The following is a 12,821-nucleotide window of genomic DNA, read 5'->3' as shown; positions in this document are numbered from 1 at the left end:
TTTCCATATTCGTCGTGAGACGGGTGCGGGACGCCTCCCTCGGGACCCAGCTGTTCGTGCTCCAGATGGTGATCGTGATCCTCGCCGTCGGGGGCACGGCGGGAGTGTGGGCCGAGCACACGCGCGACCAGCTCGACTCGCTGCACCAGCAGCGCGCGCTGGCCATCGCGCAGTCCGTGGCGGGGCTCCCGGCGGTGCGAGAGGCGTTCAGACTCAGGAATCCGGAGACGGTGCTGCAGCCGCTGGCCATGAGCGTGCAGCACGAGACCGGCGCCGACTATGTCGTGATCGCCAACGACCAGCAGAAGCGCTACGCGCACCCCAACGCCTCGCTGATCGGCAAGCAGCTGTCCACCGACGGCACCAACGTCCTCACGACAGGCAGGAGCTGGGTCGGCACCGAGACCGGCACGATCGGCACCACGGTCAGGGGCAAGGCCCCGATCCGCGATGAATACGGCGACGTGATCGGCCTGGTCTCGGTCGGCGTGCTGGAGACCACGGTCGTCGGCCAGCTCGGCGCCGCCCTCCCGCCGCTCATCTGGACGGCGCTGGCCGTGCTGCTCGCCGGGGTGACGCTGGCCGCGGTGATCACCGCACGGGTGCGCAGGCAGACGTTCGGGCTGGAGCCGCGCGAGATCGCCGCGCTGCTGGAGCAGCGCGAGGGCGTGCTGCACGGCGTCAAGGAGGGCGTACTCGCGCTCGACCTCAACGGGCGCGTCACGCTGGTCAACGACGCCGCCCGCGAGCTGCTCGGCGACGTCGGCGAGGATCTGACCCAGATGCCCGTCTCCGAGCGCATGCGCGACGTGCTCGGCGGCGCCGACCCGGGCGAGGACCGCGTCGTGCTGCACGGCGAGCGCGTGCTGGTGCTCAACCGCACCCCGGTCTGGGTACGCGGCCGGCAGCGCGGCTGGGTGGTCACCCTGCGCGACCGCACCGAGCTGACCCGCCTGGCCCGCGAGCTCCACGACACCAGCAGCGCGACCGAGGCGCTGCGGGCCCAGGCGCACGAGTTCGCCAACCGCATGCACACCGTCGTCGGGCTGCTGGAGCTCGGCGAGCACGAGGCGGCCATCGGCTTCATCACCAAGACCACCCACGGCACGTACGCCACCGGCCTGCGCGAGCGCGTCCAGGAGCCCACCCTGGCCGCCCTGCTGCTGGCCAAGTCCGCCGAGGCGGCCGAGCGCGGTGCCCGGATCGTGCTGTCGGACGACTCCTGCGTGCCCGAGGGGACGCTGGGCGACCCGCAGGACGCGGTCCTCGTGGTCGGCAACCTGGTCGCGAACGCCATCGACGCCCTCGACGGCGCCGAGGGCACGATCGAGGTGTCGGTGCAGGCCGACGCCGACGGGCTGCGCGTGCGGGTGGGCGACTCGGGGCCCGGCATCGCGCCCGACCTGGTGGAAGAGGTGTTCAGGGAGGGGTTCACCACCAAGGCCGCCCGCGCGGGCCAGCGCGGGCTCGGGCTGGCGCTGACCCGCCAGGCGTGCCTGCGCAGGGGAGGCTGGGTACGCGTGCGCAACTCCGGCGGCGCCGTCTTCACCGCCCTGCTCCCGGCGAAGGCGTCCTCATGATCCGGGTGCTGGTCGTGGACGACGACTTCATGGTGGCCCGCATCCACAGCGGATACGTGTCCCGGATGCCGGGCTTCCAGGTCGTCGCCGTGGCGCACAACGGGGCGGACGCGCTGGCCGCGGTGGCCGAGCAGCGGCCCGATCTCGTTCTGCTCGACATCTACCTGCCCGACATGTCGGGGCTGGAGGTGCTCAAGCAGCTCCACGACGTGGACGTCCTCATGATCAGTGCGGCCCGCGACGTGTCCACGGTCAAGGAGGCCATGCGCGGCGGCGCCGTCAACTACCTCATCAAGCCGTTCACCGCCGCCGCCCTGACCGAGCGCCTCCAGCAGTACGCCGACACCCGCAGGCGCCTGACCGCCATCGGACCCGAGGCGCGCCAGGACGACGTGGACCGGCTCTTCGGCAGCCCCACAACCACCGCACCCATGCCGAAAGGGTTGTCCGCGGCCACGTGCGCGCTGGTCGCCGATACCCTGCGGGAAGCGGGCCGCGACCTGTCGGCGACCGAGACGGCCCAGCTCACGGGCCTGTCGCGGGTGAGCGTCCGCCGCTATCTCGAATACCTGTGCGCGGCCGGTCAGGCCGAGCTCCGGCCGCGTTACGGCACCGCCGGCCGGCCGGAGCATCGCTACCGGTGGCTAGGTTGACACACTTCCGTAGCCATTTCCCGTGACATATGCGGATCCGCGTGCCTTACTGTTGCCTGAGACTTGGCCGCGGACCCGGGAGGAGATTGAGGCGTGCGTAACGCCGGACCGATCGAATCACCGACCGACCCGTTCGCCTCGGTGCCGTTACCCACGTCGGGCGTCTCCAAGAAGCCGCGGATCGAAGGCCTTCCCCCGGGCGTCTCCCGGGACATCTTCGGTCCGCCGGACAGGCAGGAGCCCCGGCCGGCCCAAGGACCGAGCGCTCCGGGCGGTCCCTCGGGCGGCGCGCTGCCCCCTGTGGCGCCGCCGGCGCAGCCCTGGCCGATGAACGACAAGCAGCCGTCGGGCTCGCCCGCCCCGGTGTTCGGCACGGCCGGGCCCGCGGAGCGCCCGCCCGCCTACGAGCCCGAGCCGCCCAGGCGGCGCCGCCTTCTGCCGGGCCTGCTGGCGTTCGTGGTGGTCCTGGCGGGACTGGCGTACGTCGTGCCCGCCGTGCTCATGTCGGGCTCCGTGCTGCGCGGCACCCACGTCGCGGGCGTCGACATCGGCGGGCTGACCGTCACCCAGGCGGCCGACAAGCTCCGCACCAAGCTGGCCACCAGGCTGAGCGACCCGGTCGTGGTCGACATCGGCGGCAAGAAGGAGACCATCCAGCCCGACGAGGCCGGGCTCGAGCTCGACGTGGTGAGCACGATCGGGCAGGCGCCCAGCGGCTTCCCCAGCCCGCAGGAGGTGTGGCGGGGGCTGACCGGCAGGACCGAGCTCCAGCCGAAGGTGAACCTCGACTCCTCCCAGCTCGCCAGGACCGTCGAGGGCCTGGCGGAGGGCGCCGACAAGAAGGCGCACGAGGGCCGGGTGTTCTTCGCCGGGCTGCAGCCGAAGGCCCGCCAACCTGAGGACGGCGTGCTGCTCGACCGGGACGACGCCGTACGCAGGATCGGTGACGCCTTCCTGCACGGGGGCGGCAACGTCCCGCTGACGCTGCGGCCGGCCAAGCCCGTCACCACTCCGCAGGCCGTCGAGGCCGCCCTGGCCAAGGCGAAGCAGGCCGTCTCCGCGCCCCTCACGCTGACCCTCGACGGCAAGCAGGCGCAGGTCTCCCCGGTCATGATCGCCGCCAACCTGACCTACACCTCCGACGGCTCCGGTGAGCTCGCGCCCTCGTTCAACGCCAAGGCGGTGCTGGCCGCCGTGGAGGGCAGCCTCGTGGACGCCGCCCAGCAGCCGCGCGACGCCACGTACCAGATCGTCAACGACAAGCCGGTGCTGGTGCCCGCGCGCACGGGCCGGGGCGTGAACGACAAGCTGCTGGCCAGGGACGCCGAGAAGGTGTTCGACCAGGGCGGGAGCCGTACCGTCCCCGTGCGGCTGGGCGCCGTCGCCCCCACTGTCACGACCTCCCAGGTACGCGGCCTCGGCATCAAGGAGGTCGTGGGCTCGTTCAACACGACGTTCGAATGCTGCCAGCCGCGGGTGAAGAACATCCAGCGGATGGCGCAGGAGCTCGACGGGCGCCTCGTCAAGCCGGGGGAGACGTTCTCGATCAACGAGGCCGTGGGAGAGCGCACCGTCGAGGACGGGTACGTCGAGGCGGGGCAGATCGTCGGCGGCCGGATGGTGAACATCGTGGGCGGCGGCGTGTCGCAGTTCGCCACGGCCATGTACAACGCGGCGTTCTTCGGCGGGTTCGATCTCGTCGAGCACAAGCCGATGGACTACTTCTCGACTCGCTACCCGGCCGGGCGTGACGTCACGCTGCTGTATCCGGACACGGACCTGAAGTGGCGCAACGACTCCGAGTACGGGGTGCTGATCAAGACGGCCTTCACGGACACGTCGGTGACGGTCACGTTGTGGAGCACCAAGCGGTACGACGAGGTGGAGGCGGTGGAGTCCGACAAGCGGGACTTCGTACCGTTCCGGAGCGAGACCAGCTCGGCGCCCGGCTGCCTGTCCACCACGGGGCAGCAGGGGTTCACGATCGACGTCACGCGCGTGTTCCACCAGGGCGGCAAGGTGGTCAAGAAGGACAAGAAGGTGACCACCAAGTACCGTGCCCAGCCCCAGACGACCTGCACGGCGACCAACTGATCCCTTGGGAGGCGCGCCCGTTCATGAGGGTGTGATCGAGAGGATGCGGTCGTCGCCGGGACGCGGGGAGCCGCGGCCGTCCTTGTTGCTGGTCCCGACCCACAGCGTGCCGTCAGGGGCGGACGTGACGGCGCGGAGGCGGCCGTAGCGGTCGGTGAAGTGGGCGACGGGCCTGCCCGCCGACCCGTCCGCCTTCAGCGGCACCTGCCACAGGCGCTCGCCCCGCAGCGCCGCCACCCACAGCGAGCCCTTCGCGTACGCCATGCCCGAGGGAGACGCCTCGTCGGTGGACCACGTGACGATGGGGTTCACGAAGCGGGGATCGTCGCCCTTCCCCTCGACCTCCGGCCACCCGTAGTTGCCTCCTGCCTTGATGAGGTTCACCTCGTCGTAGGTGTTCTGGCCGAACTCGGTGGCGTACAGCCGGCCGGACGGGTCCCAGGCCAGCCCCTGGACGTTGCGGTGCCCGTAGCTGTAGACGAGCGTGCCGAACGGGTTCCCGGGGGCCGGGGCACCGTCCGCGGTCATGCGCAGGATCTTGCCCCCGAGCGAGTCACGCTGCTGGGCGAGCCGGTCGTTCCCCGTCTCCCCGGTGGAGGCGTACAGGTAGCCGTCGGGCCCGAACGCCAGCCGCCCCCCGTTGTGGATCCCGCCCCTCGGGATGCCAGGCACCAGGACCCGCTCATCGCTGAGGCGGTCGCCGGAGAGCCGGTAGCGGACGATCCGGTTGTCCTGGTCCGCGCTGTAGTAGAGGAAGACCTGCTCGCCCTTGACGGCCACCCCCATCAGCCCGCCCTCGCCCTCGGGCCGCACCCCGGGGATCTTCCCCAGCGACGTCATCTTCCCGTCGGGACGGACCCGCAGCAGGCGTGCCGAGTCCCGCTCGGTGACCAGCGCGTCCCCTCCGGGGAGAAACGCGATCGCCCATGGCACGGCCAGCCCCGTCACCACGTCCTTCGGCTGCCCGGGGGCGCCCGAGGCGGTTGGGGGCTCGTCCCCGTCGCTGGCCAGGCCGCTGGAACAGGCTGTCAGCACGGCCATGAGCATGATCGTCCAGAGCTTCCTCATATGGTTCATACTTCCCGCCGAGCCGTAAGGTTCTCGGCATGAAGACCTGGGTTCCGTCCGATTCAGTGGCTGATGTTCTCTCTGACCTGCCTGGGGTTGAATGTGCCGTTTACGATGGCACGTCCCCGATGCCGGAAGGGATCGAGGAGGTCGAGGTCTGGGTCCCGCCGCTCGTCATCGTGCCCGACGTGCCAGGGACGCTGGCGAAGATGAGCTCGTTGCGGCTGGTGCAGACGGTCAGCGCCGGTGTGGAGGCGTACCTGCCGCACGTGCCGGCGGGCGTGGTGCTGTGCAACGCGCGCGGCGTGCACGACGCCGGCACCGCCGAGTGGGCGGTCGGGGCGATGATCGCGGTGCTGCGGGAGTTCCCCGGGTTCGTGGACGCGCAGCGCAGGGGCGAGTGGACCTACCACCACACCGAGGTGCTGGCCGACTCCACCGTGCTCATCGTCGGCCACGGCTCCATCGGCGCCGCGCTCGAGAGGCGGCTCGAGGGGTTCGAGGTGGAGGTCGTACGCGTGGCCAGGAGCGCCCGCGACGGCGTGCACGCCATGGAGGAGCTGCCCGCGCTGCTGCCGGAGGCGGACGTCGTGGTGCTGCTCGTGCCCGCCACCGCCGACACCGCGGGCATGGTCGACGCGGCGTTCCTCTCCCGGATGAAGGACGGCGCCGTGCTCGTCAACGCGGCCAGGGGCGGGATCGTCGACACGGACGCACTGATCGCGGAGCTGAAAACCGGTAGGCTACGCGCCGCGCTGGATGTGACGGCGCCCGAACCGTTGCCCGAGGGCCACCCCCTCTGGAGCGCTCCGGGCGTGCTGATCACCCCGCACATCGCCGGCAGCACTCCGGCGTCGGGGCGGCGCACGCTACGGCTCATCCGTGCCCAGATCCTGCGTCACCTCGCAGGCGAGCCGCTGGTCAACGTCATAACGGACGCGTACTGAGAGGATCCCGGACCGTGGCTGGTCCGTGACCTTCGGTGCGTACCGTGGCACTTGCAGGGAGTTCCTGACTCGCTGTCAAGGGGCTCTTGGCGGTAATTGGTCTGTGTGGTTATCAGATCGGTGACGACATCGGCGTTGTCACCACCCGCGCACCCACGACCGCACACACTGGCGAAGTGATCGGCCGGACTTCGGCGGTCACCGGTGCAGAGTTCGAGACGGGATGGGCAACGACTGTGATCCGCTGGCGTGATCCACGGGCGCCGCTTACCGCCGCCGCGGCGGCAGGCACGGTGGCGTTCGCCGCTGCGCTCGGCATAGGCGGTCACGCCTTGGTCACCGGCGCGGTCGCCGGCGTGCTGGCTGCGCTGATCGCCGCCGGCTCCCTGCTGGTGGCCTCGGTGAGGTCGGCGGCGGACCGCTCCATGGCGCTCGGCGCCCGCTGGATGGGCGGCGGAGCTGTCATCTGGGCCGCCGGGGTGGCGCTGCGCCCGTTCGCCGAGAGCTTCCTGGTCAGCTTCGCGGACCTGTTCGTGCTGCTCGGCACCGTGGTCACGGCCGGTGGGGCGCTGATCGCCGCCGACCGCAGGTTCCCGGCCAGGATTGTTTTACGGCATGTGACCGACTCCTACCTGTGCGCCGCCTCGCTCTTCCTGATCGGCTGGGTCGTGGCACTGCGCCACGTCTACGACGACGCGGCCGATCCGGCGGCGTTCACGCTGGTGATGCTGCCGCCGATGATCGCGCTGCTGGTGACGTGCGCGGTGATCCCGTCGGTGCTGACCAGCCGGGCCTCCTCATGGCTGCTGGCCCTGGCAGGCGTCGGCGTGCTCGCCACCATGAGCGTGGCGGGCCTGGCGGCGGCGGTGGCCAGGCTCGACGGAGGCGACCCGCAGGTCTGGAGCGTCATGCTGGCGCCCGTCGCGTTCCTGCTGCTCGCCGCCGTGCCCTGGGGGCCGCCCGCGCGCGAGCTGGACCGGTCCGCCGTCGGCAACGTGGTCGCGCTCGTGCCGCTGGCGCTGGTCGCCGTGGCCGCCGTCACGTGGCTGGCCCACCTGGCCGGCGAGCGCCCCGAACGGCCCGTGACCGGCGTCGTCGTGGTCGCGGTCTCCGTGGTGCTGCTCCTGCTGGTGCGCCTGTTCGTGGTCTCGGTGGCCAACATGCGCCTGCGCGTCCGGGTCAAGCTGGGCGAGCGGCAGCTCAGGGATCTGGCGGAGAGCACCGGCGACGTGGTGTTCACCTGCGACTACGAGGGCGTGGTGCGCCAGATCGGCCCAGGGGTCGAGGCCACGTACGGCTACTGCCCCGACGACGTGGTCGGCGGGTCGATCTTCGACTACATCCACCCGGAGGACGTCCCCGGCATCCAGGTCGCGCTGCGCGCCATGCACCTCGACGAGGACAACAGCGCGCCGGGCGCCTGCCTGATCGCCTGCCGGGTACGCGCGGCCGACGGCACCTGGCGGCCCACGGAGTCCGTCGCCACCCGCCACGTCGGCGGCGACGACCTGATGCTGGTGACCACCAGGGACATCAGTGACGAGGAGGCGCTGCGCAACCAGGTCGCCCACCTGACCTTCCACGACGGCGTGACCGGGCTGCCCAACCGCGCCTACTTCGAGGAGCGCACCCGCGAGGTGCTCGCCGGCCGCACGTCGGGCTCCGGGACGGCGAACGTCGCGGTCATCTTCCTCGATCTCGACGGGTTCACCTCGGTCAACGACTCGGTGGGCCACGCCAGCGGCGACTACCTCCTCGGCCAGGCGGCGCGCAGGCTGCGTGGCTCCGTACGCAGCGACGACACGCTGGCCCGCTGGGGCGGCGACGAGTTCGCGGTGCTCGTGGAGACGGGCGGCGAGGCGCAGATCGCGGTCGACCTGGCCGAGCGGCTCGTACGCGCGGTCTCGCAGGAGCCGTTCCGCGTCGCCGACCGCGACGTGGCGCTGACCGCCAGCGTCGGCGTGGCCTTCACCGAGGACGACATGCCCGCCGGCGACCTGATCCGCAACGCGGACGTCGCCATGGCACGCGCCAAAGAGCTGGGCGGGCGCCGGGTCGAGGTGTTCGCCGCGCAGATGCACGCCGACGTGGTGCGCCGGCTGGAGCTGGCGGCCGACCTGCAGCGGGCGCTGATCGAGCAGCAGTTCGCGATCGAGTACCAGCCGGTGGTCGACCTGGCCACGTCGCGGGTCACCGCGGTCGAGGCGCTGGTGCGCTGGTGGCGCGGGTCGGTGTTCGTGCCGCCGGAGCAGTTCCTCGGCCCGGCCGAGGACACCGGGCTGATCGTGCCGCTGGGCGAGTGGATCCTGCGCGAGGCCTGCCGCGAGGTGGCCGCCTGGCGGGCCTCGTCCTGGGACATCGGGCTGTCGCTCAACTTGTCCGCCCGCCAGATCACCGCCCCGCGCTTCGTGGAGACGGTCGAGGAGGCGCTGACCGAGAGCGGGCTGCCCGCCTCCGCGCTGACCCTCGAGGTGATCGAGGAGATGCTGGTCGAGGACGCCGAGGAGACGATCAAGCGGCTGTCCGAGCTGCGCGCCCTCGGGGTGCGGCTGGCCATCGACGACTTCGGCACGGGCTACGCCTCGCTGGCGTTCCTGCGGCAGCTCCCCGTCGACATGATCAAGATAGATCCGTCGTTCGTGTCGGGGCTCGGCACGGACGACACGCTGACCCTGCTCACCCGGACGATCGTCCGGCTCGGCCACGACCTCGGGCTGGTCGTGGTGGCCGAGGGCATCGAACGTCCCGAGCAGCTCGAGCTGCTCAAGAGGATGGGGTGCACGAAGGGGCAGGGGTTCCTGGTGGCACGGCCGATGGCAGCGCGCGGCGTGGACTCCTTGATGCGTACGAGTCTCACTGTTTGAGACAAGTGTCCACGAAGTTGGCACCGGGGCGTTCCGAGCGGCTATGGTGTTTGCCATGCTTCGCAGTGAGATTCTCGTAGTACTTCGCCGGCGCGCAGGCCGATAGCGAAGCACGACGACCTGCGCGCCGCCCCAGGCCCACCCCCTCGGTGGGCAGGGGCATTTTTTATGTCCTTAAGCGAGTAGCCACGCAAGGAACGAGCCGATGACCGAACGGATGACAGGTGCACAGGCCCTGGTCAGGGCGCTGGAGCACGTTGGAGTCGACACAGTGTTCGGGATCCCGGGCGGTGCCATTCTGCCGGCCTACGATCCTCTCTACGACTCGACCAAGGTCCGGCACGTGCTCGTACGCCACGAGCAGGGTGCGGGTCACGCGGCCGAGGGCTACGCGCAGGCCACCGGCAAGGTCGGGGTGTGCATGGCGACCAGCGGCCCCGGCGCCACGAACCTGGTGACGCCGATCGCCGACGCGTACATGGACTCGGTGCCGATCGTGGCGATCACCGGCCAGGTGGCCAGCGCGGCCATCGGCACGGACGCGTTCCAGGAAGCCGACATCTCCGGCATCACCATGCCGATCACGAAGCACAACTTCCTGGTCACGGACCCCGCGGACATCGCCCGTACGATCATGGAGGCCTTCCACATCGCCTCCACCGGCCGTCCCGGCCCGGTGCTCGTGGACATCTCGAAGGACGCGCTGCAGTCGGAGACCACCTTCAGCTGGCCGCCGACCATGCAGCTCCCGGGCTACCGCCCGGTCACCAGGCCGCACTCCAAGCAGATCCGCGAGGCCGCCAAGCTGATCGCCGAGTCCAGGCGGCCGGTCCTGTACGTCGGCGGCGGCGTCCACAAGGCGGGCGCGTCGCAGGAGCTGCTCCAGCTGGCCGAGCTGACCGACATCCCGGTCGTCACGACCCTGATGGCCAGGGGCACGTTCCCCGACAGCCACCCCCAGCACATGGGCATGCCGGGGATGCACGGCAGCGTCTCGGCCGTGGCCGCGCTGCAGCAGTCCGATCTGCTCATCGGTCTGGGCGTGCGCTTCGACGACCGGGTGACCGGCGACCTGAAGTCGTTCGCGCCGCACGCGAAGGTCGTGCACGCCGACATCGACCCGGCGGAGATCTCCAAGAACCGCCACGCCGACGTGCCGATCGTGGGCGACTGCAAGGAGGTCATCGGCGACCTCGTCGCCGCCATCCAGGCGTCGGGGCAGAAGGGCGACTACAGCGCCTGGTGGACGATCCTCAACGGCTACAAGAAGACGTACCCGCTGGGCTACGAGACGTTCGAGGACGGCTCGCTGGCGCCGCAGTACGTGATGGAGCGGCTGAGCGCCATCGCCGGGCCCGACACGTACTACGTGGCCGGGGTCGGGCAGCACCAGATGTGGGCCTCGCAGTTCATCGACTACGAGAAGCCCGGCACGTTCATCAACTCCGGCGGTCTCGGCACGATGGGCTTCGCCGTCCCGGCCGCGATGGGCGCCAAGATGGGCCGCCCCGACGCCACGGTGTGGGCCATCGACGGCGACGGCTGCTTCCAGATGACCAACCAGGAGCTGGCCACCTGCGCCCTGGAGGGGGTGCCGGTCAAGATCGCCGTCATCAACAACGGTAATCTCGGCATGGTCCGCCAGTGGCAGACGCTCTTCTACGACCAGCGTTACTCCAACACCAACCTGCAGACGACGCGCCGCATCCCGGACTTCGTGAAGCTGGCCGAGGCCTATGGTTGTGTGGGCCTGCGGTGCGAGCGTCCCGAGGACGTGGACGCCGTGATCGAGAAGGCCATGGAGATCAACGACGTGCCCGTCGTGGTCGACTTCGTCGTCCACCAGGACGCCATGGTCTGGCCCATGGTCGCGGCAGGCACCAGCAACGACGACATCAAGATCGCCCGGGACATGGCGCCGAAGTGGGAGAACGAGGATGAGTAGACACACGCTGTCGGTGCTCGTCGAGAACAAGCCGGGCGTGCTGGCGCGCGTGTCCGCGCTGTTCAGCAGGCGGGGCTTCAACATAGACTCGCTGGCAGTGGGGCCGACCGAACACGACGACATCTCCCGCATGACCATCGTGGTCAGCGTCGAGGAGCTGCCGCTCGAGCAGGTCACCAAGCAGCTCAACAAACTGGTGAACGTCCTGAAGATCGTCGAGCTCGACACCTCGCAGTCCGTCCAGCGCGAGCTGATGCTGATCAAGGTCAAGGCCGACGCCGACAACCGTTCGCACGTGCTGGAGCTCGTCAACCTCTTCCGCGCCCGCTGCGTCGACGTGGCCGCCGATGCCGTGACCATCGAGGTCACCGGCACTCCCGACAAGCTCGAGGCGTTCGTCAAGGTCCTCGAGCCGTTCGGGATCAAAGAACTCGTCCAGTCGGGCATGGTGGCCATCGGCCGCGGCGCCCGTTCCATCACCGACCGGTCCCTCAGGGCATTGGACCGTACCGCCTGAAAGGTTTTGAGCAAGTGACCGAGATTTACTACGACGACCAGGCCGACCTGTCGATCATCCAGGGACGCCACGTGGCCGTGCTGGGGTACGGCAGCCAGGGCCACGCCCACGCGCTCTCCCTGCGTGACTCCGGCGTGGACGTCCGCGTCGGCCTTCCGGAGGGCTCCAAGAGCCGCGAGAAGGCGGAGAACGACGGGCTCCGGGTCGTCACCCCGGCGGAGGCGGTCGAAGAGGCCAACCTCACCATGATCCTCGCGCCGGACCACATCCAGCGCGACCTGTACACCCAGCACGTCGCCCCCAACCTCGTCGAGGGCGACGCGCTCTTCTTCGGCCACGGCCTCAACATCCGCTACGGCCTCATCGAGGCCCCGGAGGGCGTGGACGTCTGCATGGTCGCCCCTAAGGGTCCTGGCCACCTCGTCCGCCGCCAGTTCGAGGCCGGGCGCGGCGTGCCCGTTCTCGTGGCCGTCGAGAAGGACGCCTCCGGCAAGGCGCTGGACCTGGCGCTGTCGTACGCGAAGGGCATCGGCGGCACCCGCGCCGGGGCGCTCCGCACGACCTTCAAGGAGGAGACGGAGACGGACCTGTTCGGCGAGCAGGCCGTGCTGTGCGGCGGCGTCTCCGAGCTCATCAAGGCGGGCTTCGACACGCTGATCGAGGCCGGCTACCAGCCCGAGGTCGCGTACTTCGAGTGCCTGCACGAGATGAAGCTGATCGTCGACCTGATGTACGAGGGCGGCATCTCGAAGATGTACTGGTCGGTCTCCGACACCGCGGAGTACGGCGGCTACACCCGCGGCCCGCGCGTCATCACCGAGGAGACGCGGCAGGAGATGCGCCGGATCCTGGGCGAGGTCCAGGACGGCACCTTCGCGCGGCAGCTCGTCGAGGAGTTCGAGAGCGGCCAGAAGGAGTTCAAGCGCTACCGCGAGGAGCTCTCCGAGGACGCGATCGAGAAGACGGGCGCGAAGCTCCGTCCGATGATGAGCTGGCTCAAGGCCTAGCACGTGCGGGCAACAGGTAGGTGGGCCGAGGCTCACCTACCCGTTGCCCTGTTGCCAAGTGGGCCTGCTGGACCCCGCCCCGAGCGGTCCTCGCTCCGCTCGGGCGTCCTTCCCGGGCGCGCCTGACAGCGCGCAAGGTCATCGCA

9 protein-coding genes are annotated in these 12,821 nt (G+C 70.3%); 8 read left to right on the top strand and 1 reads right to left on the bottom strand.

The features are described 5' to 3' along the window. Positions 1 to 14: 14 nt before the first annotated feature. From AB0J64_RS05085 to AB0J64_RS05075, 3 genes are all read left to right on the top strand, one after another. Complete coding sequence (locus AB0J64_RS05085; RefSeq protein ID WP_364020846.1) at positions 15 to 1,580, top strand: sensor histidine kinase; 1,566 nt, start codon at positions 15 to 17, stop codon at positions 1,578 to 1,580. Then, entirely contained in the window at positions 1,577 to 2,233 is a 657-nt protein-coding gene (locus AB0J64_RS05080) for a response regulator (RefSeq protein ID WP_364020843.1), read from the top strand. Before AB0J64_RS05085 ends, AB0J64_RS05080 begins: the two co-directional genes overlap by 4 nt. Before the next feature lie 93 nt (positions 2,234 to 2,326). Next, entirely contained in the window at positions 2,327 to 4,327 is a 2,001-nt protein-coding gene (locus AB0J64_RS05075) for a VanW family protein (RefSeq protein ID WP_364020840.1), read from the top strand. Between the two features lie 21 nt (positions 4,328 to 4,348). Here AB0J64_RS05075 and AB0J64_RS05070 read toward each other — a convergent pair whose 3' ends face one another. Beyond that, positions 4,349 to 5,395 (bottom strand): PQQ-dependent sugar dehydrogenase, encoded by a 1,047-nt coding sequence (locus AB0J64_RS05070; RefSeq protein ID WP_364020836.1) that lies wholly within the window; start codon positions 5,393 to 5,395, stop codon positions 4,349 to 4,351. Between the two features lie 128 nt (positions 5,396 to 5,523). Here AB0J64_RS05070 and AB0J64_RS05065 point away from each other — a divergent pair, with 128 nt between their 5' ends. The 5 genes from AB0J64_RS05065 to ilvC all read left to right on the top strand — a co-directional run bounded on the left by AB0J64_RS05065 (position 5,524) and on the right by ilvC (position 12,675). Beyond that, entirely contained in the window at positions 5,524 to 6,342 is an 819-nt protein-coding gene (locus AB0J64_RS05065; protein ID WP_364020833.1) for a 2-hydroxyacid dehydrogenase, read from the top strand. Positions 6,343 to 6,578: 236 nt separating this feature from the next. Beyond that, positions 6,579 to 9,206, top strand: a complete 2,628-nt coding sequence (locus tag AB0J64_RS05060) for an EAL domain-containing protein (RefSeq protein ID WP_364020830.1) — start codon at positions 6,579 to 6,581, stop codon at positions 9,204 to 9,206. Positions 9,207 to 9,411: 205 nt separating this feature from the next. After that, positions 9,412 to 11,151: an acetolactate synthase large subunit gene (locus tag AB0J64_RS05055; RefSeq protein WP_364020826.1), complete on the top strand. Its 1,740-nt coding sequence runs from the start codon at positions 9,412 to 9,414 to the stop codon at positions 11,149 to 11,151. Further along, complete coding sequence (gene ilvN / locus AB0J64_RS05050) at positions 11,144 to 11,668, top strand: acetolactate synthase small subunit (RefSeq protein ID WP_344991699.1); 525 nt, start codon at positions 11,144 to 11,146, stop codon at positions 11,666 to 11,668. Before AB0J64_RS05055 ends, ilvN begins: the two co-directional genes overlap by 8 nt. A 23-nt stretch (positions 11,669 to 11,691) precedes the next feature. Next, entirely contained in the window at positions 11,692 to 12,675 is a 984-nt protein-coding gene (gene ilvC, locus AB0J64_RS05045; RefSeq protein ID WP_344993008.1) for a ketol-acid reductoisomerase, read from the top strand. Positions 12,676 to 12,821 lie beyond the last annotated feature (146 nt).

The organism is Nonomuraea sp. NPDC049695, from assembly GCF_040674955.1.
GTDB lineage: Bacteria > Actinomycetota > Actinomycetes > Streptosporangiales > Streptosporangiaceae > Nonomuraea > Nonomuraea helvata.
Note: the sequence above shows the minus strand (reverse complement) of the source record. Positions and strands in the feature narration are given on the sequence as shown.

Excerpts from the sequence above, each read along its gene's own strand:
- AB0J64_RS05080 (WP_364020843.1), top strand. The coding sequence starts at position 1,577 with ATGATCCGGGTGCTGGTCGTGGACGACGACTTCATGGTGGCCCGCATC.
- AB0J64_RS05070 (WP_364020836.1), bottom strand. The coding sequence starts at position 5,395 with ATGAGGAAGCTCTGGACGATCATGCTCATGGCCGTGCTGACAGCCTGT.
- AB0J64_RS05065 (WP_364020833.1), top strand. The coding sequence starts at position 5,524 with ATGCCGGAAGGGATCGAGGAGGTCGAGGTCTGGGTCCCGCCGCTCGTC.
- AB0J64_RS05055 (WP_364020826.1), top strand. The coding sequence starts at position 9,412 with ATGACCGAACGGATGACAGGTGCACAGGCCCTGGTCAGGGCGCTGGAG.
- ilvN (WP_344991699.1), top strand. The coding sequence starts at position 11,144 with ATGAGTAGACACACGCTGTCGGTGCTCGTCGAGAACAAGCCGGGCGTG.